Annotated in this window: 22 protein-coding genes and 4 tRNA genes; 13 read left to right on the top strand and 13 right to left on the bottom strand. The window is 42.9% G+C overall.

Annotated features, from left to right (window positions below):
* Positions 1–45 precede the first annotated feature (45 nt).
* From ispE to EPB74_RS03825, 9 genes are all read left to right on the top strand, one after another.
* Positions 46–1014, top strand: a complete 969-nt coding sequence (gene ispE / locus EPB74_RS03865) for a 4-(cytidine 5'-diphospho)-2-C-methyl-D-erythritol kinase (protein WP_274902875.1) — start codon at positions 46–48, stop codon at positions 1012–1014.
* A 78-nt stretch (positions 1015–1092) separates the two neighbouring features.
* Entirely contained in the window at positions 1093–1671 is a 579-nt protein-coding gene (locus EPB74_RS03860; RefSeq protein ID WP_274902874.1) for a hypothetical protein, read from the top strand.
* Between the two features lie 172 nt (positions 1672–1843).
* Positions 1844–1919, top strand: a tRNA-Gln gene (locus EPB74_RS03855).
* 243 nt (positions 1920–2162) lie between these two features.
* Positions 2163–2238 (top strand) — tRNA-Gln (locus tag EPB74_RS03850).
* A gap of 110 nt (positions 2239–2348) precedes the next feature.
* Positions 2349–3296 (top strand): ribose-phosphate pyrophosphokinase, encoded by a 948-nt coding sequence (locus EPB74_RS03845; protein ID WP_079690680.1) that lies wholly within the window; start codon positions 2349–2351, stop codon positions 3294–3296.
* A 345-nt stretch (positions 3297–3641) separates the two neighbouring features.
* On the top strand, positions 3642–4325 hold the full coding sequence (locus EPB74_RS03840; protein WP_274902873.1) for a 50S ribosomal protein L25/general stress protein Ctc: 684 nt from the start codon (positions 3642–3644) through the stop codon (positions 4323–4325).
* Positions 4326–4520: 195 nt separating this feature from the next.
* Entirely contained in the window at positions 4521–5102 is a 582-nt protein-coding gene (pth, locus tag EPB74_RS03835) for an aminoacyl-tRNA hydrolase (protein WP_079690678.1), read from the top strand.
* Positions 5103–5215: 113 nt separating this feature from the next.
* Positions 5216–5596, top strand: coding sequence for an aspartate 1-decarboxylase (gene panD / locus EPB74_RS03830; RefSeq protein ID WP_010196068.1), 381 nt, complete (start codon positions 5216–5218; stop codon positions 5594–5596).
* A gap of 197 nt (positions 5597–5793) precedes the next feature.
* On the top strand, positions 5794–6768 hold the full coding sequence (locus tag EPB74_RS03825) for a calcium/sodium antiporter (protein ID WP_274902861.1): 975 nt from the start codon (positions 5794–5796) through the stop codon (positions 6766–6768).
* A gap of 13 nt (positions 6769–6781) precedes the next feature.
* On the opposite strand, the gene EPB74_RS03820 is transcribed toward EPB74_RS03825, so the two are convergent.
* The 3 genes from EPB74_RS03820 to EPB74_RS03810 form a co-directional block, all read right to left on the bottom strand.
* Positions 6782–7429 (bottom strand): RDD family protein, encoded by a 648-nt coding sequence (locus tag EPB74_RS03820; protein WP_274902860.1) that lies wholly within the window; start codon positions 7427–7429, stop codon positions 6782–6784.
* A 177-nt stretch (positions 7430–7606) separates the two neighbouring features.
* Positions 7607–7683, bottom strand: a tRNA-Arg gene (locus EPB74_RS03815).
* A gap of 183 nt (positions 7684–7866) precedes the next feature.
* Positions 7867–7956: transfer RNA gene (locus tag EPB74_RS03810), tRNA-Ser, on the bottom strand.
* Between the two features lie 248 nt (positions 7957–8204).
* Here EPB74_RS03810 and EPB74_RS03805 point away from each other — a divergent pair.
* A complete protein-coding gene (locus EPB74_RS03805; RefSeq protein ID WP_274902858.1) occupies positions 8205–8999 on the top strand; it encodes a hydroxymethylpyrimidine/phosphomethylpyrimidine kinase in 795 nt (264 codons plus the stop codon).
* A 135-nt stretch (positions 9000–9134) separates the two neighbouring features.
* Here EPB74_RS03805 and EPB74_RS03800 read toward each other — a convergent pair whose 3' ends face one another.
* The 5 genes from EPB74_RS03800 to ppx form a co-directional block, all read right to left on the bottom strand.
* Positions 9135–9704: a YggT family protein gene (locus EPB74_RS03800; protein WP_089555688.1), complete on the bottom strand. Its 570-nt coding sequence runs from the start codon at positions 9702–9704 to the stop codon at positions 9135–9137.
* A 122-nt stretch (positions 9705–9826) separates the two neighbouring features.
* Complete coding sequence (proC, locus tag EPB74_RS03795; protein ID WP_274902857.1) at positions 9827–10660, bottom strand: pyrroline-5-carboxylate reductase; 834 nt, start codon at positions 10658–10660, stop codon at positions 9827–9829.
* 181 nt (positions 10661–10841) lie between these two features.
* Positions 10842–12425 carry a tRNA lysidine(34) synthetase TilS gene (gene tilS, locus EPB74_RS03790; RefSeq protein WP_274902855.1) on the bottom strand — a complete coding sequence of 528 codons (1584 nt, stop codon included), beginning with the start codon at positions 12423–12425 and terminating at the stop codon, positions 10842–10844.
* A gap of 192 nt (positions 12426–12617) precedes the next feature.
* Positions 12618–13421 (bottom strand): acetyl-CoA carboxylase carboxyltransferase subunit alpha, encoded by an 804-nt coding sequence (locus EPB74_RS03785; protein ID WP_446740013.1) that lies wholly within the window; start codon positions 13419–13421, stop codon positions 12618–12620.
* A 228-nt stretch (positions 13422–13649) separates the two neighbouring features.
* Positions 13650–15176, bottom strand: coding sequence for an exopolyphosphatase (ppx, locus tag EPB74_RS03780; RefSeq protein ID WP_274902854.1), 1527 nt, complete (start codon positions 15174–15176; stop codon positions 13650–13652).
* Between the two features lie 507 nt (positions 15177–15683).
* On the opposite strand from ppx, the gene EPB74_RS03775 reads away from it, so the two are divergent.
* Positions 15684–16088 (top strand): DUF962 domain-containing protein, encoded by a 405-nt coding sequence (locus tag EPB74_RS03775; protein ID WP_274903158.1) that lies wholly within the window; start codon positions 15684–15686, stop codon positions 16086–16088.
* An 87-nt stretch (positions 16089–16175) separates the two neighbouring features.
* Here EPB74_RS03775 and hemL read toward each other — a convergent pair whose 3' ends face one another.
* Both hemL and EPB74_RS03765 read right to left on the bottom strand, forming a co-directional pair.
* Positions 16176–17477: a glutamate-1-semialdehyde 2,1-aminomutase gene (hemL, locus tag EPB74_RS03770; RefSeq protein ID WP_274902853.1), complete on the bottom strand. Its 1302-nt coding sequence runs from the start codon at positions 17475–17477 to the stop codon at positions 16176–16178.
* Positions 17478–17587: 110 nt separating this feature from the next.
* Positions 17588–17941 carry a zinc ribbon domain-containing protein YjdM gene (locus EPB74_RS03765; RefSeq protein ID WP_274902852.1) on the bottom strand — a complete coding sequence of 118 codons (354 nt, stop codon included), beginning with the start codon at positions 17939–17941 and terminating at the stop codon, positions 17588–17590.
* A 306-nt stretch (positions 17942–18247) separates the two neighbouring features.
* Between EPB74_RS03765 and ygfZ the strand changes: the two genes are divergently transcribed.
* Positions 18248–19015: a CAF17-like 4Fe-4S cluster assembly/insertion protein YgfZ gene (gene ygfZ, locus EPB74_RS03760; RefSeq protein WP_274902851.1), complete on the top strand. Its 768-nt coding sequence runs from the start codon at positions 18248–18250 to the stop codon at positions 19013–19015.
* Positions 19016–19051: 36 nt separating this feature from the next.
* Positions 19052–20395 (top strand): D-amino acid dehydrogenase, encoded by a 1344-nt coding sequence (locus tag EPB74_RS03755; RefSeq protein ID WP_274902850.1) that lies wholly within the window; start codon positions 19052–19054, stop codon positions 20393–20395.
* A 44-nt stretch (positions 20396–20439) separates the two neighbouring features.
* On the opposite strand, the gene EPB74_RS03750 is transcribed toward EPB74_RS03755, so the two are convergent.
* From EPB74_RS03750 to EPB74_RS03740, 3 genes are read right to left on the bottom strand one after another with little or no spacing between them, the layout of a single operon-like run.
* Positions 20440–20850 (bottom strand): molybdopterin dinucleotide binding domain-containing protein, encoded by a 411-nt coding sequence (locus EPB74_RS03750; RefSeq protein WP_274902849.1) that lies wholly within the window; start codon positions 20848–20850, stop codon positions 20440–20442.
* A complete protein-coding gene (locus EPB74_RS03745) occupies positions 20840–21523 on the bottom strand; it encodes a molybdopterin-dependent oxidoreductase (RefSeq protein WP_274902847.1) in 684 nt (227 codons plus the stop codon). Before EPB74_RS03745 ends, EPB74_RS03750 begins: the two co-directional genes overlap by 11 nt.
* Positions 21492–21686 (bottom strand): hypothetical protein, encoded by a 195-nt coding sequence (locus EPB74_RS03740; RefSeq protein ID WP_274902846.1) that lies wholly within the window; start codon positions 21684–21686, stop codon positions 21492–21494. The genes EPB74_RS03745 and EPB74_RS03740 overlap by 32 nt, the downstream gene beginning before the upstream one ends.
* Positions 21687–21800 lie beyond the last annotated feature (114 nt).

The following is a 21800-nucleotide window of genomic DNA, read 5'->3' as shown; positions in this document are numbered from 1 at the left end:
AAACTGCTATTTGAGAATTTCGCTTGAGAATTGTGACGATCATTTATGACTAAAAACGCTGCTATCGCATCAGTTATCAGCCGCTTATCACCGGCAAAAATTAATCTATTTTTGCATATCACTGGTAAACGTGCCGATGGCTATCATGATTTGCAAACCGTCTTTCGGCTGCTTAATTGGGGCGATTATCTGCATTTTTCGGTCACAGATAAAACAATAGCTACTATTGATAGCGTAACAGGTAATAGTGCAGCCAATGTTAATAGCCTGTGTGGTCAGCTACTAACGTTAGATGGTGCAGAAGCTATAACCAGCAGTATAGAAGACAATTTAATTTTTAAAGCGGCTCGCACCCTACTGGCAGCTGCCATAGACTCAAATAAGCTGCCTGATCAACTGCCGTCAGTACAAGTGACTTTAGATAAGCATTTGCCAATGGGCGCAGGCTTAGGCGGTGGCTCATCTAATGCCGCGACGACTTTGATGACGTTGAATGAGATTTGGCAGCTTAATTTTACTCAAAATGAACTAATAAAAATCGGTACTAAAGTGGGCGCGGACGTGCCAATCTTTATCTTTGGGCAAGATGCGATTGCGATGGGTATTGGTGAGGAGCTGACAGCCATTGATTTACCAGATCAGCAATATTTGGTACTGACACCAAATGCTCACGTCAATACTGCTAAGCTTTTCGCACATCCGCAACTACAACGAGATATCGCTCCGTTATCGATTGAAACCATTAAAAATCAGTCCAATGATTATGTACAACATTTGGGTTCACCTTATCAAAATGTCTTTACGCCAGTAGTAACCAGTCTTGCTCCTGCCGTCGATAAAGCATTACGATATTTACAAGGGTTAGAGAAGCAAGCACTCGGCATAGCACGAATGACCGGCTCTGGTAGCGCAGTATTTTTACCATTGGATGTGAGTGTGGTTAATGATAAGGCACTTTTAGCAAAATGGATTACAGATGCGCCTTGTGCAGGATATGTGGTGAAGAATTTGTAGGGTCATATTTAAGAGGTACGTACCCTTTCTGTGCGCTGAGCGCACCCTACTCAAACTCTAAAGTCAGTTGGTATTACTATGAACCATTCACATCTCAATAAGAGTGTAATAGCAGCCACGTTTTTTGTTTGCCTGTCATCAAGTTTGACTGGGTGTACATCACTATCCAAATCTCATGATGAATCTAATTCTAATCGCTTGTCTGATAATATAGTTTTGCCACAGAAACTAGAGATAATAGCGAAAGTTGACTCTCAAAAGATGGCCATTTCTCAGCAAGACTCTAAAGTCAGCTCACCTGCTGAACTATTCACTTATGCAACTACTCTTTCAATGCGCGAGATCAATTTTGTTTTAAAAGGCAAATATGTTATTAAAAATAACTGCTTATACTTTGTCAAAAATAACAATGAGTATCTTAGTCCTATTTTTTATCCAGATAGAGTCGTTCTTTTTGAGAATGAACAAGTCATTTCTCTAAATGGAACAAAAGTTAAACTCGGTGAGGAAGTTGTTACGAGTGGTAGAATTCAAGAACGTATAGGTAATTACTACTTACGAAAAGGTGATATTGTTGTTGAAGACCCAGAGAATAAAGCTTGTTTGACAGAACCCGCGGTATTTATGAGTGGTAGAGTGGTGAATCCTCTAGTCTAAATCAACCTCGTATAGCATCAATTTGCGATTCAAAAACTTAATAAAAAATATCTATTCACTATAATAGTAGTTATTCAATTCACGCTAATTCAATTAGTTTCGAATAAAAGCCATTAAAAGCCGTAAATGACTTGCAAAAGCTGAATATTTATTTATAATAGGTCGCCTCAATAGGGGTATAGCCAAGTTGGTAAGGCATCAGGTTTTGATCCTGACATCCGTTGGTTCGAGTCCAGCTACCCCTGCCATTTTTAAGCTCAAAGCGTTTGATGTGTGCTTATTATAAGCAGTTTATAGATAGCCGCTTATCGTATTGACATTGACAATGTTATCCCAGTTTCGGTATAGTTCGCAATGAGCACCGTTAGGGAAAAGTTATGTTTTAGACGGTTTATTCGTTTATCAGATAACGAACAGGTCGTGACGCTATTCTAAGAATGACTGTTAGTAAAGTTACGATTAGATATCGACATACACAGCCTAGACATTACAGGGGTATAGCCAAGTTGGTAAGGCATCAGGTTTTGATCCTGACATCCGTTGGTTCGAGTCCAGCTACCCCTGCCATTTTTTACTGTAATAGTAGTCATCAATAGTTTTCCATACTCTTTTCTGAATTTGAGCAGTTTGACACTGCTTAGCGGTCGCTGCTTGAGTCAATCAATAGGACTTCTGTCATGCCTTATTTGGCGATTTTTACGGGTAATGCCCACCCTGAATTAGCAAAAACCGTAGCCGATCATCTTCATATACCTCTTGGTAAAGCTGACATCACGCGTTTTTCTGATGGCGAAATTGCCGTGGAAATCAAAGAACACGTACGCGGTAAAGACGTGTTTATCATGCAGCCTACTTGTGCACCGACCAACGACAATTTGATGGAAATCATGATGATGGCTGACGCTTTGCGTCGCTCTAGTGCTGGTCGTATCACAGCTGTCATGCCTTATTTTGGCTATGCGCGTCAAGACCGTCGTCCACGCTCAGCTCGTGTACCTATCTCGGCTAAAGTCGTCGCTGATATGCTAAACATCGTCAGTATCGATCGCGTGATGACCGTTGATTTGCATTCAGATCAGATTCAAGGCTTCTTTGATATCCCAGTAGATAACATCTACGGCACCCCTGTATTACTCAACGACCTACAAAAACAAGATTATGACAACATCATGGTCGTCTCTCCTGACGTCGGCGGCGTCGTACGTGCACGCGCCATGGCTAAGCAGTTAGGCGATACCGACATGGCGATTATTGATAAACGTCGTGCCCGTGCCAATGAATCACAAGTCATGCATATCATCGGTGATGTCCGTGACCGTGATTGCGTGATTGTTGATGATATGGTCGATACCGCAGGGACGCTATGTAAAGCTGCTGAAGCACTCAAAGCAAACGGCGCACGCCGCGTAGTGGCTTATATCACTCACCCTGTGCTATCAGGTAATGCGCTGCAAAACATTAGTGAGTCGGCATTGGATGAGATTGTCGTCACTGACACCATTCCATTATCTGACGCAGCTAAGGCTTGTAGCAAAATTCGTCAAGTCAGCATTGCGCCGATGTTGGCTGAAAGCTTACGCCGTATCAATAACGAAGAATCTATCAGCGCGATGTTTGATGCTTAAGCGTTATGGTCGATTAAAGATAAAGCGCCAAGTGTAGATACTTGGCGCTTTTTTTGTTCAATAGTTTTACTTAATGGTTTTACGCTATCATTTATATAAGCGTTTTGCTTGGCTTTTTTGCACGGTCGTTTTGTATGACCATTTTACGTAGGTCTTTATTATTGTTAAAGAATCACGTATAATGCGCGCCTGTATTCATCATTAGCTAACCTCTATTATTTTAGGTGTTATTATACTTAGCGACATGATTTATACTTTCTAAAGTATTGATTATCCAGTGGTAGACTGGTCGCAAGTCTATTATTGCTGGTAGATACTTCACATACTCTCTATAGGATTATATCCATGGCTATTGATCATTTTGCAATCAACGCGGTTGACCGCTCTGCTGAACAACAAGGTAAAGGTGCGAGCCGCCGCCTACGTAAGCAGAACCTAGTTCCTGCTATCATTTATGGTGGCGGTGAAGAGCCAACGGCTATCTCAATCAAAATCAACGAGCTAGTAAAGTCACTTGAATATGAAGCCTTCTTTTCACAAATTTTGACCATCACGACCGATAAAGGCGATGAGCATCAAGTTGTTATCAAAGATCTACAACGCCATCCTGCTAAAGGTTTCCCAATGCATGCTGACTTCCAGCGCATTGTGAAAGGTCAGAAAATCAACATGAACATTCCTGTACATTTCACTGGTCGTGAAGAAGCGCCTGGTACGAAAGCTAGTGGTATTCTATCAACGCTAGTAACTGAGATCGAAATCGTTTGCCTACCATCACAGCTACCTGAATATCTAGAAATAGATGTATCTGGTATGGAAATTGGTGATCTTTTCCGTCTATCAGACATCAAACTACCTGAAGGCGTTATCATCTTTGATCTTGATATGGAAGATGCACACGACCGTACGATCGTTAACATGCAGGCTCCAACGGTTGAAGAAGTTGACGAAGACACTGAAGTTGATGCAGCTGAAGTACCTGCTACTGCACAAACTGATAGTGCAGCTGAAGATAAAGACGGCAAATAATAAACAACCTCTATATAGCGACCTATCGTCTACTATGTAATACAAGGTTTGTTTAGTCAAAAAAATAGCAGGTGATGCATATCTCCTGCTGTTTTTGTAAGTAAGGTTTGAGAAATCCGATGCATGCTATTCAATAAATAGCACCATCATCACAAACCTTACCACTCATTTATTATAGTCAAGCAGGGTATTTTTATGGCCATAAAGCTTATTGTCGGTCTTGGTAATCCGGGTCAGGAGTATATGTTTACGCGCCATAATGCAGGATTTTGGTTCGTTCACCATTTGGCTCAGCAGTTTAATATTACCCTCGCCCCCGACAAAAAATTCCACGGTGTGACAGGACGCGGGCAAATTCATGGCTCTGATGTGCGCCTGTTGATGCCGCTGACCTTTATGAATAAATCGGGTCAGTCGGTTGTGCCCATGGTTAATTTTTATGGCATTGATAATGACGAGTTATTAATCGCCCATGATGAGCTTGATATTCCAGCTGGTAGCATCAAACTGAAAACCGACGGTGGTCATGGCGGTCATAATGGTCTGCGTGACATCACCCCGCATATCGGCAATGATTTTCATCGTCTGCGTGTGGGTATTGGTCATCCGGGTCACAAATCTAAAGTCAGTGGACATGTCCTCTCGAAAGCCTCACCAGATGAGCAAATTGCCATTGATAGCGCATTGACGGCCGCTTTTGAAGCCCTCCCGCTATTACTAGAAGGTGATGTCGAAAAGGCACGTTCGCAAATTAATGGCTTTAAGTTGCTTGATTAAAACGCCTGAATAAAATAGCTATTTAAGAAAAGCAGCCTTTTATTTTAACAAGTCAATCCCCATTAACACTTTGATTTGACTCATTTATATCAGTTACACTAAGGAAGCAACCTATGCTACTTAATATGCTCAAGTGCAAATTACATCGCGCCCGTGTTACTCATGCTGAGCTGCACTACGAAGGTTCATGCGGTATTGACGGTGATTTATTAGACCTTGCCGGTCTACGTGAAAACGAATCTATCGACATCTATAATGTCACCAATGGCAAGCGCTTTCGCACCTACGCTATCCGCGCTGAAGCTGGCTCAGGTATTATCTCCTTAAACGGTGCAGCGGCTCACATGGCTGATTTAGGCGATATCGTCATCATCTGTGCTTACGCGCATTTTGATGAAGTTGAAGCTTCAACGTATCAGCCAAAACTGGTCTATTGCAACGAGGACAACACCGTTAAAGACACGGCGAATATCATCCCTGTACAAGTGGCGTAATAGCCTTATTCGTACCGGCATTCAATTTGCTTACTTTTATAAATAGTATTTTTATATTTGTCAGCAGCTGACTTATTTGTATATACCGTTAACGTCGAGCTTATTAAATCTGTAATTTTAATAGAAAAGCTGAATCTAAATAGGTTCAGCTTTTTTTATATCCATAGATGCGTTTAAATCCATAAGGAAAATTATCGATGTGGCTGGCAGTCATCGCAGTATTGATTGGTCTGACTATTTTGGTTTGGAGTGCCGATGTCTTTATTGAGGGCGCGACCACACTAGCAAACCATCTACGCGTTCCCAGTTTTCTTGTCGGTGTCGTCATTTTAGGCTTGGGAACGTCAGCACCCGAGATGGTAGTATCTGTATTAGCAGCGCTACAAGGCAGCCCTGAGCTGGCATTAGGGAACGCCTATGGCTCTAATATCATGAACATTGCCTTAGTATTGGGAATCACAGCACTTATCAGCCCCATTATCATTCACAGTAGCATCGTCAAACGCGACTTGCCGCTGTTACTTGTCATTACCATACTGGCAGCATGGCAGCTGCGCGATGGGCAACTCAGTCAGACAGACGGTGTCCTGCTATTGCTAGGATTGTTAGCGGTATTAACTTTTCAGATAATTGTCGGTTTGCGTGAGGGGAAGAGTACAACAGAAAATAGAGACAAGATAGATAATAGCAAAGCTGAAACCGCTGGTTTATCTCGCGGTTTGGCAAGCTTAGTAATTGGCATGTCGATATTGGTATTAGGCTCACGCGCTATCGTCTGGGGCGCGGTCGAACTTGCAACCTATTGGGGGCTGAGCGAACTGATTATTGGTTTAACGATTGTTGCAGTTGGTACGTCATTGCCTGAATTGGTTGCCAGCTTATCAGCGGCCCGTAAGGGTGAGCATGATATGGCATTGGGCAATATTATTGGCTCTAATACCTTTAATACCTTGGGAGTAGTAGGACTTGCAGCGCTCATCGCCCCTATTCAAGCTGACCCAATTATTTTGTCACGCGATGTTTTGGCGATGGGGCTGCTTACCACGTTATTGGTTGTGCTTTCTGTATTGGCTTTTATCAGCAAACGCCAACTTGGGCGTATTTCGGGTTCTATATTGCTACTATTTTTCATCGGTTATACGATATTACTGGCAAAAACTTTTAATCTATAGATTAGAATGGCGGCTATTTGCCTTGCTTGCGGTTTCTAATCACTCGCCATAGCCCATCATTTTCTGTTTTTGGCATTTTTAAAGTAATGCTATTAGATAACATGTCTTGCACCGCGAGGCCGCGAGAGTTAAACAGGCAAAACGCATAGTTAAAGACAAAGCCCAAAAATGCACTGGTTAATAAGATAGCGCGCGAGCCACCAATAACACTACCAATGATGCCAAATATAATCGGCATCATACTGGCTGCCAAAATCCGCTTAAATGATTGCCCCCAGCTCAGCAACTGACCATTACTATTGACCGTCTTTAAGCGCCACGTCTGCATACCCAATGTCTGACCACCACGACGCCAAAACAAACCATAAAAACCGACCAGCGTCAGTATAAAAGACGGCGTCATAATAAAGTTTTGATACCAAGTTGGCAGCGACTGGGCTTGTGATGATTCTGTACCTGCATTCATGGTCAATAGCGTACCAATAACGGTCAGCACGGTACCAACCAAGAACAATAATGCTAAAATTAACATGCCATCATAAAGAATAGCGGCCATACGGGTACCTGGTTTGGCAATCGCGAGTTCCTCAATCTCAGAGGTATGATGTGCTTTATTTTTAGCAGCAAATTTGGAGGGACGTTTAGGGAGACTCTTTGACATGGTACAAGCTCATAGCCAGCAGTGAATAATGGCTCTATTGTACCGTAATTGTGCTCATTATCGTATACTATCCAGCGCTGATGTTTACACCATAAAATCATAAACAGCAGACATAAAAAAACCGCCAAATTGTCATAAGACAGGCGATTGATTTAGTAAAAAAGTGATGATGTAAAATGGTGCGCTTGGAGAGATTCGAACTCCCGACCCCTTAGTTCGTAGCCAAGTGCTCTATCCAACTGAGCTACAAGCGCGTACTTTACACATCATTCACTACGCAGTAAATAACTTTGTAGTAAATTAGGTTGGTAATTATATAGATTATATTGCCTGTGTCAAGACATTTTAATCATTAAAATATAATATATTTATTTTAACGATTAAAGTAGTTCAACAACGTTAAATTGCATTACAACTCTACTAACAAACCGAATAAATGGCGGTGAAGGAGGGATTCGAACCCTCGATACGCTTACACGTATGGTTCCTTAGCAGGGAACTGGTTTCAGCCACTCACCCACTTCACCGAACGATATAAAACGCTTATCAAAATATTTTTTAATAAAAAACACTTCTTTAAACACAGTATCAATGCTAATGATACGTCTTATGCCGTGGGCGGTATTATAGCAAAGCCCAAACGAATTGCAAGCATTCTCTGAGCTTTTAATCATGCTTTTCGCATAATTAACAATTTATTGGTCTTTATGGCTTTTTTGGTAGCGGATGGCTATAGTATTTGCTACTTATTATAAAAGATATCAAAGGATGTGTTATGCGACCAGTCGTGTTGTGTTTTTCGGGGTTAGATCCATCCGGTGGTGCTGGATTACAAGCGGATATTGAAGCCATTGGGCAAGCAGGTGCTCATACTACCATCGCCTGCACAGCGATTACCGTACAAAGCTCGCAGCAGGTCATTGGCTTTGAGGCGTGTGCAGCAAGCTTAGTAAGAGATCAAGCCATGGCAGTGCTTAATGACTTGCCTGTTGCTGTTATCAAATCAGGCATGCTTGGTACGACTGATAATATCGCCATGCTAACTCACTTATTTGCCGAGCAGGTTATCACTGCTGGCACACCTTTTGTTTTAGACCCGGTATTGGTTGCCAATAGCGGTGGCAGCTTAGGCGATGAGCAAACTTTGGTCACTGCATTTAGAAAGCTGTTGCCGTATGCCACTTTAATCACGCCAAACACCCATGAGCTACGCGCCTTAAGCGCGGAGCAAGACTTGCATACAGGTGCGCAAAAACTATGCGCCCAAGGTACTCATGCCGTATTGGTTAAAACCTCACATGATTTTGATAGTGGTGATATTGAGCAGTATTTATATATCAAAGGCGAGATGGTGCATAAAAGCACCTTGCCACGCTTAGATGGCGAGTTTCATGGCTCTGGCTGCTCATTGGCAAGCTTTATTGCTGGACGCTTGGCAATGGGTGACGCGCTTATCGATGCAGTCAAGGCAGCCGATAGTTGGATTACCCAAACCTTGCGTGCTGCTGATGTTCCGCACCCTAATGATGCTAAAGCGCAATTGATACCCAATCGCTTTGTCCGCTTTTAGCACTTATTATTTATTATTTATTATTTATTTTTATATAAACGACAAACATAAAAAAGGCGCTCTAACTTAAGCTAGAGCGCCTTTTTATTACCAATTTTTTATTCAAACTTTCTTAAAATTATTAACTCAACTAGCTTAGCCCAACATCGGCATAAAGCTTGATGCCAAACCACCGATAAAAATCTCAAGTAGATAGAAGGCAAAAAAGGCAATCATCGGCGATAAATCAATCATTCCTAAGTTTGGCGTAATACGGCGAAACGGCGCTAAAATTGGCTCGGCCAAATTGATAATGATACCAATAATAGGATGCTCAGATCTGGTAAACACCACAATCCAACTAACAATGATAGAACCAATCACCAAGTAGCGGCACATGCGTAAAAAGTCTAAAACCAAGCTAATAGTACCGGTAAAAAACAGCGGTACAGGACCAATACCTTTATGCGTTAATGCTGCTTTTCCTGCAATATCAATCAGGCGAATCAAAAACATCAGCACAATAGCGGCAATACTAATACGACCTTGTCCGACGGTTGGAAAAATACGTCCAAAGACATCGACAATATGGGTCGCTTTATAAGCAGGCGCAATCATAGGATTGCTGGCGTCCATCCCTGCAAACTGTAGCATAAAACGAATAAACACCAACATCATGGCGAAGGTGGTGACCAAATCAAAAATTTGCAATAACATGTTGTTCATGAAGTGCTACTCAATGTGACATTATTAACGGATTTTAGGATGACGAATGTCATTATCAGGCATTTATTCTTACCAATCAAAGACAGGTTTTTTATAAAATCCTGCCTCTGATATAGAGGTGCTTACTTACTCATCTCTTCACTTAATGCTTGGCTGCGATCGTAGCAAGCTTGCATGGCCTCACTAATTTGACGACCAATATCATTGGCTTGCATCGACTCAATCGCGGCTTGAGTAGTACCATTTGGCGAGGTAACCTTGCGACGTAGCTCAGCGGGCGCATCATCACTTTCCATCGCCATTTTTGCTGCACCTAGCATGGTTTGCATGGCGAGCGCTGACGCTTGCTCTTTATCCAACCCTAAAGCCACTGCCCCATCAACCATCGATTCGATAAAGTAAAACATGTAAGCAGGGGCTGAACCTGAAACTGCCGTTACTGCGTGCATGTGCTCTTCGTTATCGACCCACATCACCAGCCCTGACGCTTCCATGACGGCCGTTGCTAATTGCTTTTGCTCAGCAGAGATAGCATCAGTACCATAAAGACCAGTGGCACCCATCTGAATCATCGCCGGCGTATTTGGCATCGCGCGTACGATATTGCCATAGCCACCCAACATGTCAGATAAAATCTGGGTCGATAACCCTGCCGCTACCGAAATCACCAACTGCTTGTCCAAAACATCAGCAAAATCACTGACCACCGCTTTCATCACTTGCGGCTTTACTGCAAGCACCACAATGTCAGCATCGATAACAGCAGCTTTTGCATCCGTTGTTGGATCAACGGTATTTAACCCTTTAGCAGCGAGTTGCTCACGCGCCTCGCTACTAGGATCGGCGACCGTAATCAGACTGGGCTTGACACCGCAGCTTACAAGCCCGCTAATCAAAGCCTGCGCCATATTGCCGCCACCGATAAAGCTGATTTTCTTATTATCCAATACTGACATAGATGTCTCCTGCTGACCAAATTCAAAGGTACTCAAACTAACATAACGATAGGTAAAATGACACTCAGTTTACCATACTGCTACTAGCACCGTTTAATAAATTCATGACTGGAACAACGGTCTGAAGCTCACTATAAGTATTTCGGTACGGTCATTAAACCAGCATAAATATATTATATTTTTAAAGAGTTTGATTAAAAATTATATTGCTTTTGATACTTTCAAAAAGCGGTTTGTTATCGCTATAAACACTCGAATGATCAGCGCTTAACACCCAATTCTCAAAGGGCGAAAGTAACAATAAAGGCAACTCTATAGGTATTTCATCTTTTGTATTTATAAATATAAGAGTCACGACTATCAAACTCTCGCGTAACCATAGTGGAATACCCAAGGTTTGATATAGCTTTTTACCAGATTGCGGGCGCGACGCCAGTGCCGTTTGCAAGCGCTGCTTACGATTTAATGGTGTTATTTTTAGTACTGTCTTGAGCGCAATATCACTTTTATCATTGTCTAATAGTTGCGCCAACGCATTTGGCATAATCTGCAACTGCCAAGTAAGGTTTTGGCTGCTACGTACCGTAATGGATACAGGCTTACTATCACGCAAATTAGTGCCAGTTAAATTAGTCTCAAACAAGACAGTATTAGACAACGTCTGCATTTGTTCGACAAGCGGGATTTTAAGCCATATTAGCCATTCATTACTAAGCCGATAAAGCTGTTCACGGTAGCGGCGAATAGTATAGGACTGTTTGCGACCTTGCCAAAAAAGCGCCGTTTGATGATCATGGTCATAACGTTGGCTTAAGCTTAAGACATCATCAACAAGCTGCTTAGCAGGCGGTAATGGCTCATCTTGACCTAACCAATAGTGCAATAATTGTCGCTGACGATAAAGTGGCAACTCTTTTAGCTTATCAATATTTAGTACTCTTTGAGCAGATGACAGCTGTAATGATGCTACCTCTGTCTGCTGTAAATCTTCTGCTGCTTGTGCATTAACCGTTAATTGCGCATCGCTTAATAACTGCGCACTACGAGCAATATTATCAATAACGTTGGGATTATATTTAGCCAATACCGGCATGATGTCACAGCGCAGTCCACTACGGACATTATCACCACCGTCATTGGTTGGGTCATCGATATACGGTAGTTTTAAACGCTGAGCATAATTTGTAATATGGCTCCTACGTATAGTGAGCCAAGGTCGCCATAATACGATGCGATGCGCACCCTGTGGCTGTACACGCCACGGCTGCATACCAGATAGACCATTAACGCCAGCGCCTTGGATCAGGCGCATCAACACCGTTTCCGCTTGGTCGTCGGCATGATGGGCTAACAATAAAACATCGTCTAGATTGAGTTGCGCGCGCATAACGTCGTAGCGAGCTTGTCTTGCTGCTTGCTCATCATGACCGTTTACTTGCGCATGTAAAATATGGCATGGTATCTTTTGAGCCTCTGCCCAATTAGCCACATGCTGCGCCCAAATACCACTATCCACCTGCAAGCCATGATTAACATGCAGTAGTTGCGGTAAAAACGGCAACTTACCTTGCCAATATAACTGCACACACAGCGCTGCAAGTGCTAATGAATCACGCCCACCACTACAGGCCAGCCAAATTCGGCGACCGTGTAGATTTTCGCCATACTCAGCTAGACTGTTTAATAACGCTTTTGCCAAATTATCATCAATCGACAGTTCAGCTATTGGCTCAATAGGATATGGAAGAATTGCGCTGCTGCTCATCATTAGCCTTATTTATTTGATTACTATCGTTAAAGCACTTCAAACGATACAGTGCTGCTGCTATAAATTAACGAATACATAGGTTAATAAACACAAAAAAACGCGCCATCAAATGACACGTTTTTATTTTAACATTAAGCGCAAACCTCTAGTGCTAAAAGCTACTCACTAGCTATTTAGAATGACAGAGCACTAGCAAGGCAACATCACTTCTGAGTTAAAAGATTTGAACTTCTCATAACGCAGCTCACAACGATCGTGCGCATCTAAATTCTCAAGCTCATTCAATTGCTCAACGAGTAATGCTTTTAGCGCATTCATCACGGGCTGTGGCTGCACGTGTGCGCCCTCGCCTTCGTCGATAACCGCATCAATCAAACCCATTTCATATAGATTGATGGCATTTAATTTTAAGGCTTCACTGGCATCTTGCGCTTTTTCAGCCGTCTTCCATAGGATAGAGGCACAGCCTTCAGGAGAGATGACCGAATAAATGCTGTTTTGTAGCATATTTACTTTATCACCAACGCCAATCGCCAACGCCCCACCTGAGCCGCCTTCGCCAATGATGGTGACGATGATAGGGACTTTTAGGCTTGAAAATACAGCGATGCTCTCGGCGATAGCCTGCGCTTGTCCACGCTCTTCGGCACCGATACCAGGATAGGCGCCTTGAGTATCGACAAAGGTCATGACTGGAATATTAAAACGCTCAGCCATTTTGACCAAACGAATAATTTTGCGATAGCCTTCAGGATTGGCCATACCAAAGTTATGGGCGATACGCTCGCGCGTACTGCGACCACGGTGTTGGCCAACGACCATCACTGGCATACCGTTTAGGCGCGCAAGTCCACCAAGGATTGCCTTATCATCAGCAAAAGCACGGTCGCCATGCAACTCATCAAATTCGGTAAACAGCTGATTCACATAGTCCATAAACAATGGACGTTTGGCATGCCGTGCAAGCTGAACGCTATCCCAGACGGTACTCATAGACGCTTCCCTTTCATAATTATGTTTAATAGAGTTATGTTTAATAATGGCATCGTTATCGCTTTTAGGATAATGAAAGTACAGTTGTAAACTCAATAAAAACTATAATAGCACATCTTATATGCCATAACATTACCGACAACGCAGCTTTTGTTACGTTAGTTTTATCCAAATAACGATTAAATCGCTCACGAGTTTCAGCCTATATTGGTTTCACCCTATAAATCTTTAAACCTCAATGACGCTCAGCTTAATGCCCCATTTAGCAAATTGTTCAATTTCAGTATACAAATCTGATAATAAAAAAGCATAGTGCTCACTGCTATCGGCAACGGTGATTTCCCAGCGGTGCTCATCGACTACTTTTAGCGTTAATGTTGGTAATTCATACTCACTGCGACTGTGGTGCGCCAGTACCGCTAAACGTAGTAGCAGACAGAGATAAACCAGCTGATCGCCGCCAATCATACAAGTCTGCTCCAACATATCAGCTTTAAGCTTACGCCGATGATTGAGCATCAACTGCGCCATACGTTTTTGATCGACTTGCGAAAACCCTGGAATGTCAGAATATTCCATCAAATAGGCGCTGTGTTTATGATAGCTACTATGAGCAATCGCCAGCCCTATTTCGTGTAAAAAAGCGGCCCGCCTGAGTAGATCACCATCTTCGGTGCTGAGCCCAAGTTTTTCTTGAACTTGTTCAAAGAGAATACGACTGGTTTTGGCCACTTGCTTAGCCTGCTTTTTATCACCTGAGTAGCGCTTAATCAGCGCCAGCACGCTACGGTCACGCACATCTTCGCTAGCAAAGCGTCCGAGCATGTCATACATGACCCCTTCGCGTAACGCGCCATCCGAGTAAGTAATGGTCTCAACGCCCAGCACCTTCATGACTGCCCGTAACACCGCAACGCCTGCTGGGAATACCGCTTTACGGTGCTCCTTGACCCCTTCTAAATCGATATCATCGACGTTGCCAATTTTCAGCAGTAATTTTTCTAACTTTTTGACCCCTTTATAAGTGATGCGTTCTTGCTCATCGGCCCAGCCTTTAGAGACAAGGACATTACGCACCGCTTTAATCGTACCACTTGAGCCAATGACACTACTCCAGCCCACTTTTTGGTAGCGACCATTAATCGCAAGCACTTCTTTACGCGCACCTGAGATTGCATTATGAAAGGCTTCTTTGGTAATCATTCCGTCAGAAAAATACTTCTGGGTAAAAGCGACACAACCCATCTGTAAGCTCTCGGTCAATAGCGGGTCAAACTCTTGACCAATGATAAATTCTGTCGAACCGCCACCGATATCAATGACCAAACGCTTGTCACTACTGGCATTGGTGTGCGAGACGCCCAAATAAATCAAACGCGCCTCTTCTCGTCCCGCAATAATTTCAATGGGCTTGGGTAAAATCTTATTCGCACGATCAATAAAATCATTAGCATTTTTGGCTTGGCGTAAAGCGTTGGTCGCGACAATACGAATACGCTCAGGAGGCACCGAGTCTAAACGAGCTACGAAGCGGCTCAAACATTCAAGACCACGCTTTTCAGCCGCAGCACCTAAAATATTATGCTCATCCAAGCCTGCCGCTAACTGCACCTTTTCAGACATAGAAACCACTTTTCGCACCTCACCATGGTCGAGACGAGCAATGGCTAGGTGAAAACTGTTGGAGCCAATATCAATGGCTGCCATCATTTCATCTTCGGCGAGTGGTGGGTTTTTTAGGTAGTCTTTGGGCATAAGAGAAGTCGTTACCATGTTAGATAAAAAAATAGAGTATTTAAAAGATATCGTGCTTTTAAAATAGAGCATCTACTAGATAAAAAAGTAATAACACTCAGGAATTAAAAACATCAAACCGATATAAATTCGCAATGAAAGAGAGACATTAATATCAATAGCTCTATATCGCTCTGTATCACTCTTAAATAGAATCAATTATATCGCAATTTTTGCCATTAAAGCATTTATGCCAAACGCTGGCAAGTAAGCGGCTACCATAGCTAAACACTGATTAGGATTTGATTAAACAGTTGTTAAATAAGAAAGCCTCAGTCCACTTCTAGTACTTGTTTTACCAGTAGCAGTTTGCTACATTAAAAGTTCCTTATATTGTAATAAAGAACAAGTACTTACCCGTAACAACAATGGTGTATGCCATAAAAAACCATCCCTATTTTGCCTTATAGATCCATCACGGACTGATGAGAGATAACCAGCAAGGAAGCCAAAACCATGAACCAGACCATGAATCAGACGATCACCCAAAAATCGCCAGCCAAGACTACAATCGCTGAGAAAGTTAGTAATAGCACGCTTGTAAAAGTAAACAACCCAGCCAAACAGAAATTTTATGATTTTTATTTGGATGAACATCAAAATATGGCGTGCCGTCGGCTACATTTTGCGGGCAGTAGCTTTGGTTTAATAGGACTCGCAAAATCTATTAAGAATCGCTCAGCAAAACCATTGCTTAAAGGTATTGCTGCAGGATACGCGTGTGCTTGGGTTGGACATTTTTTCTTTGAAAGAAACAAACCGGCTTCTTTTAAGTTTCCATTAAAAAGTTTTGCCAGCGATTTTCGGATGTATGGAGATGTGCTGCGCGGTCATTTGAGTTTAAAAGACAGGAAATTCGATAAGGTACGATAAAATAAGACCTATATTTATTTTTAATAAAAAAACCAGCATGATTTCTCATACTGGTTTTTTTAAGCGTCTGAGTCTTAAATAAACTCGTTACGCCTTTGCCATCTCTGCAAATATTTCATCAGCCGCTTTAATAGAGGCATCCAAATCTTCATTGCTATGCTTGATAGACATAAAGCCTGCTTCATAAGCAGACGGTGCCAGATAAATACCGCGATCGAGCATGCCATGGAAGAAGGTATTAAAGCTATCCATGTCACATTCGGTCACTTCATCAAAATTCTTTGGCGCGGCAGTTTCATTATCTTTGACAAAGAACATGCCAAACATACCACCCAATTTATTGGTGCGTAAGTTAATACCATGTTTATCAGCAGCAGCTTGAATACCATCGATTAGATGGTCAACTTTCGCTGAAAGCTCATCATAAAAGCCATCGACGGTTAAATCTTCAAACATCGCAATACCAGCGCGCATCGCTAGTGGATTACCTGATAACGTACCTGCTTGATAGACGCCACCTAGTGGCGCGATACAAGACATAACGTCTTTTTTACCACCAAAGGCACCAACCGGCAAGCCAGCACCGATGATTTTACCAAAGCAAGTCAAATCAGGGTCAATACCAAAATGCGCTTGTGCACCGCCAAGTCCAACACGAAAACCTGTCATCACTTCATCAAAAACCAATACTGCTCCATTCGCCGTACACTCTGCGCGCAACGTATCATGGAATGCTTGGGTAGGAATAACCATGTTCATGTTGCCAGCGATTGGCTCAACGATAACACAAGCAATCTCTTCGCCCCATTTCTCAAAGCAATCTTTTATCGCTTGTGGATCATTATAACGGAGAGTAATAGTGTGCTTAGCAAAATCTGCTGGAACACCTTTAGAAGTTGGCTCACCGATATCGAGCATGCCTGAGCCAGCTTTAACCAACAAGCTATCAGAGTGCCCATGATAGCAGCCTTCAAATTTGACGATTTTATCACGTCCGGTATAGCCGCGTGCCAAACGGATGGCGCTCATGGTCGCTTCCGTGCCCGAGCTGGTCATGCGAATCATCTCAACACTTGGAACAATTTCACAAATTTTATCAGCAACGGTGGTTTCAAATGGCGTTGGCGTCCCAAAGCTGAGCCCATCGTCAGCGGCTTTTTTGACCGCATTAATAACTTTTGGATGGGCATGACCCAAAATCATTGGACCCCATGAGCCAACATAATCAATATAAGCATTGTCTTCGGTATCATAAATCTTGCTGCCGTTAGCACGGTGCATAAAAATCGGTGTGCCACCAACGCCAGCGAAGGCACGGACTGGTGAGTTCACGCCACCAGGAATGTGTTTGCGAGCTTGGGCAAAAAGTTGTTCGTTTTTAGTGCTCATAATTATTCTCTATTTATTATTTCTTTAATATTGGTTCTTTAGTATTTTATATCGCTGATTGAATATTGTTGATCAAACAATTAGATGCAACCACATTTAAGCTGAACAATTTAAGCTTTTTTAACCACAGATGATTTAAGTTTCATCGGACCAAAACCATCAAGTTTACAGTCGATATCATGACCATCAGAGGCATCAGGAAGTAGGCGAATATTTTTTGCCTTTGTACCAACTTTTATAATAGTTGAAGAGCCTTTAACTTTTAAGTCTTTAATGACAGTAACGGTATCGCCATCTTGCAACTCATTACCGACTGCATCACGAATGACCTCATCTTGGTCTTCAGCTTGCGCAGCATCGGTCTCTGACGCTGTCCATTCATGAGCGCACATCGGGCATACCAGTAACGCGCCATCTTCATACGTATATTCAGCATCACATTTCGGACAATTTGGTAAGCTCATAATTCCCTCGGCAGCCATCATAAATTAGGTTTATTGTAGAGCCTATATTGTACCGTAACTCGCCACCTTTAACCAATTCGTGCGCTTGAAAACCAATCGCTCTACCCAATTTAATGAGAATAGTCAGCTGAACGATGACGTTTTTTATGACGGCGTTTTTTGTGGTACTCTTCTTAACCTCATTTAATTTTATAGTTGCTTATTTGGCATAAAAATCTGACGTATTATTTTTTGACGCTTATTCTTAACATTTACTTTTAACCTTTAGTAATTTATAAAAAACCTCTTATTAGAAGGATAATAACAATGACACAAACTATCAATGCAGCAGCATTACCACAATTTTCTCAATTGACCGTCCAAGGCGAGGATGCCGAAAAATTCTTACAAGGACAGTTAACTTGTGATGTCACCAAGCTCGGACTTAGCTATCAGGCAGCGGCCATCGGTAACTTAAAAGGTCGGATTGAATTTGGACTTTGGATTAAAAAACAGGCTGAGAAGCATTACGACGTGGTTATCAGTGCTGATTGCGCTGAGGCCTTACAAGGGCACTTTAAAAAATTCGGCGCTTTTTCAAAGTTTGATACCAGTGCACCAACACCGATTTATCCTTGTGTGCTCGATAATGTACCGACCTTTAGCCATCAAGATGACCACAATACGCCAGAAAACACCCAAGCTTGGATGCAATCTAGTATCGCAGTCGGTAACTATTGGATAGTCGCAGCCACCCAAGGCGAGTTTCAACCACAAGAGCTGCGCCTACATCAGCGCGGTGGTATGGACTACGATAAAGGCTGTTATTTGGGTCAAGAAGTTATCGCCCGTATTTACTTTAAGTCGGCTCCTAAAGCATTTTTGCACTATGTGAAAGGAACAAGTGTTAAAGGTTCAGGTGATGTACCTGCTGCCGGTGAAAAGTTAGATAAAATCCAAGTGGTCAATGCTATCGCCAATCCAGAAGGCTTTGAAGCATTAGTCGTCGCCCGTCCAGAACACCTTGCTGATAGTGATTTAACCATACTAGAGTTACCACCAGCGCTACAGGCTGATGTCGCCCGTCCCAAATAGAAAGCGCTTAATGATATAAACCTAGCAGGGATTTTTATGACCCATATTGCGGTACTCGGAGCAGGCGTAGTGGGCGTGACCACCGCATGGTATCTTCGCCAAGCAGGCTATGATGTAACCGTAATTGAACGTGAATCTGCTGCTGGCATGCAAACCTCCTTTGCCAACGGTGGTCAAATTTCAGTCTCGCATGCCACGCCTTGGGCAAACCCTACGACCCCGATGAAGGCACTCAAATGGCTGTTTAAAGAAGATGCGCCGCTGCTTTATCGCTTGCGTGCTGATAAGGCGCAACTTAAATGGGCGATGCAATTCTTGCAAGAGTGCCGCGCCGATCGTGCAGATGCTAATTTGGTACAGATGGTGCGCTTAGGTCTGTATTCACGAGATGCTTTGCAGCAGCTGCGTGCTGATATCGGTATTAATTATGAGCAGCAAACGCGTGGTATTATGCACTTTTATACCAATCAAGCTGAGTTTAATGCCGCCATTGTGCCAACTGAGCGTATGCAAGAGCTTGGCTGCGAGCGTTATGTGATTGATATCAATAATGCCGTCAGTCTTGAGCCAGCACTTTACCCCATTGCTCATAAACTCACGGGTGCAACTTATACCAGCCGTGATGAGTCAGGCAATGCGCACTTATTTACCCAGCGTTTAGCAGAGTACTGCATAAAAGCAGGCGTTAATTTTTTATACGATACTGAGATTTTAGCCGTCAATGCGGATACTCACTCTACTCATCCGCACGTACATAGTATTACCATTCGACCTAAAGGCGAAAACGCGCAAACCTTTAGCGCTGATAGCCATGTATTGACACTTGGCAGTTATAGCGTAGCGCTGATGAAGCCACTCAATATGCATCTGCCTATTTTCCCTGCTAAAGGTTATTCTGCGACCTATCAGGTCAATCCACGCGCGCCACACTTAGCCCCCTTTGTCAGCTTGATTGATGATGAATTTAAGCTAGTGACCTCGCGTCTTGGTGATAAATTACGAGTTGCTGGGACGGCAGAATTTAATGGTTATAATCTAGACTTAAATAGCACACGCTGTGAAGCCATCACTCGCCGTGTGCAGCAATTATTTCCTAAAGGCATCATTGCCAACTCGGTGCAATATTGGACAGGATTGCGGCCAATGACGCCATCTAATGTGCCATTGATTGGGCGCGCGCATAGTGGTCAAGTCCGCCACGGTAGCCGCAACAATAGCGCTACTTTCGATAACTTATGGCTCAATACTGGTCATGGCACGCTCGGCTGGACGCATGCTTGTGGTTCGGCAAAGGCTATTAGTCTATTGATACAAGGCGAAACACCAGCAGTCGATTTTGACTTTGTAGGTATAGGAATACAAAAAAAGGCGCTAATATAAGCGCCTTTCTTATTTACATTAAAGACTTTTATTATAAAGCTATTCTATGCAGCACTTCCTGAATCAATATCGGAATCAACATCAGAGTCGGTGGTCTCCAAATTAATCACTTTTGGCTCAATTACTTCCAACTTTACTGGTACGCCATTCACAGCAGCATTACCACTCAGCCGATCGATTAACGTATCATCCGTTAGATCATTAACACTGACGCCTGCATGCGCTTGAGCAATCTTTTGCTTGACGCCTTTACGACCATGTCCAAAACCATGCGGAATACTCACTACCCCCGGCATCAGCTCATCAGTAATTTCTGCTGCGATAACCACGCTACCGACGCGCGATGTTACTTTGACATCTTGCCCATCTTTGATGCCATATTGCGCAGCCGTCTCAGGATGCAGCATCGAGATGCAACGAGGCTTACCTTTGACCAAGCGATAACTATTGTGCAACCACCAATTCTTTTACTAAGCGCTTAATTTCGATTGCGTTTATACCGGTAATATCGGCAACTGACTCAGCGCTGTAATCTTTGGCAAAATCTGCCAGTCGCTCAATCTCTGGCATGAGTGCTACAGCTCTATTATTAGTCTGTGCTTTCTTGGCATAGCCTTGCAGGTAGATTTCATTGAGCATTGCTAATAATAACAACACATCGGTGGCTGGACGAATAAAGTGATGTTCACTGGCGATATCTGCTGTTTCTGTACGCCTTGGGTCAATGACTACCACCTTACCATTGCGCGCTTTTATATCTTTTAGCTTTTGGCGCATATTCGGTGCAGTCATAATGCTGCCGTTAGACGCCAGCGGATTGCCACCGATGATGAGCATATACTGCGTACGATTGACATCAGGCACAGGAATGCGCAGCATATGGCCAAATAAATGCATGCTAACGATATGATGCGGTAATTGATCGATAGAAGTCGCAGAGAAACGACTGCGGGTTTTCAGACTGCTTAATAGATGTTTAATGGTCAGCATGCCGCCCATGTTATGCACATTCGGATTTCCCAGATAAATACTAATGGCATTTTGTCCGTATTGCTTTTGCACCGTTTGAATACCGGCAGCGACTTTATCAAGCGCGTCAGGCCAGCTTATTTCTTTCTTTCCAGCCATTGGCCGTTCTTTCAACAGGGTGGCGCAGGCGATCAGGATCTTCATGCAAATCTTGTAAAGCCGTTGCCTTTGGGCAAATATAGCCCTTACAAAAAGGATCGTCTTTATCACCTTTAATGGACAAGACTTTTTCACCATCGTGCTTGATAACAATACCGCACATCGCTTCGCATAAATTGCAGGTTCTAAAATGAGTTAGTTCACGGGTTTTAGTCTATCCACTGCTCATGGTCACGCTCCCTGTTGTTTTATATTATCATTCTCAATAGATCGATGA

This window comes from Psychrobacter sp. DAB_AL62B (assembly GCF_028895345.1).
In the GTDB taxonomy this organism is placed as follows: domain Bacteria; phylum Pseudomonadota; class Gammaproteobacteria; order Pseudomonadales; family Moraxellaceae; genus Psychrobacter.
This window is presented reverse-complemented; position numbering and strand designations above follow the sequence as displayed.

Bases quoted from the DNA above. Each gene is read 5' to 3' on its own strand.
- EPB74_RS03825 (WP_274902861.1), top strand. From the start codon at position 5,794: ATGTGGCTGGCAGTCATCGCAGTATTGATTGGTCTGACTATTTTGGTT.
- EPB74_RS03785 (WP_446740013.1), bottom strand. From the start codon at position 13,421: ATGAGTACCGTCTGGGATAGCGTTCAGCTTGCACGGCATGCCAAACGT.
- EPB74_RS03755 (WP_274902850.1), top strand. From the start codon at position 19,052: ATGACCCATATTGCGGTACTCGGAGCAGGCGTAGTGGGCGTGACCACC.
- ispE (WP_274902875.1), top strand. From the start codon at position 46: ATGACTAAAAACGCTGCTATCGCATCAGTTATCAGCCGCTTATCACCG.
- EPB74_RS03765 (WP_274902852.1), bottom strand. From the start codon at position 17,941: ATGAGCTTACCAAATTGTCCGAAATGTGATGCTGAATATACGTATGAA.
- EPB74_RS03840 (WP_274902873.1), top strand. From the start codon at position 3,642: ATGGCTATTGATCATTTTGCAATCAACGCGGTTGACCGCTCTGCTGAA.
- tilS (WP_274902855.1), bottom strand. From the start codon at position 12,425: ATGAGCAGCAGCGCAATTCTTCCATATCCTATTGAGCCAATAGCTGAA.
- EPB74_RS03860 (WP_274902874.1), top strand. From the start codon at position 1,093: ATGAACCATTCACATCTCAATAAGAGTGTAATAGCAGCCACGTTTTTT.
- EPB74_RS03740 (WP_274902846.1), bottom strand. From the start codon at position 21,686: ATGTGCGGTATTGTTATCAAGCACGATGGTGAAAAAGTCTTGTCCATT.
- EPB74_RS03805 (WP_274902858.1), top strand. From the start codon at position 8,205: ATGCGACCAGTCGTGTTGTGTTTTTCGGGGTTAGATCCATCCGGTGGT.
- EPB74_RS03820 (WP_274902860.1), bottom strand. From the start codon at position 7,429: ATGTCAAAGAGTCTCCCTAAACGTCCCTCCAAATTTGCTGCTAAAAAT.
- EPB74_RS03745 (WP_274902847.1), bottom strand. From the start codon at position 21,523: ATGGCTGGAAAGAAAGAAATAAGCTGGCCTGACGCGCTTGATAAAGTC.
- ygfZ (WP_274902851.1), top strand. From the start codon at position 18,248: ATGACACAAACTATCAATGCAGCAGCATTACCACAATTTTCTCAATTG.
- EPB74_RS03800 (WP_089555688.1), bottom strand. From the start codon at position 9,704: ATGAACAACATGTTATTGCAAATTTTTGATTTGGTCACCACCTTCGCC.
- panD (WP_010196068.1), top strand. From the start codon at position 5,216: ATGCTACTTAATATGCTCAAGTGCAAATTACATCGCGCCCGTGTTACT.
- proC (WP_274902857.1), bottom strand. From the start codon at position 10,660: ATGTCAGTATTGGATAATAAGAAAATCAGCTTTATCGGTGGCGGCAAT.
- ppx (WP_274902854.1), bottom strand. From the start codon at position 15,176: ATGCCCAAAGACTACCTAAAAAACCCACCACTCGCCGAAGATGAAATG.
- EPB74_RS03775 (WP_274903158.1), top strand. From the start codon at position 15,684: ATGAATCAGACGATCACCCAAAAATCGCCAGCCAAGACTACAATCGCT.
- pth (WP_079690678.1), top strand. From the start codon at position 4,521: ATGGCCATAAAGCTTATTGTCGGTCTTGGTAATCCGGGTCAGGAGTAT.
- hemL (WP_274902853.1), bottom strand. From the start codon at position 17,477: ATGAGCACTAAAAACGAACAACTTTTTGCCCAAGCTCGCAAACACATT.
- EPB74_RS03845 (WP_079690680.1), top strand. From the start codon at position 2,349: ATGCCTTATTTGGCGATTTTTACGGGTAATGCCCACCCTGAATTAGCA.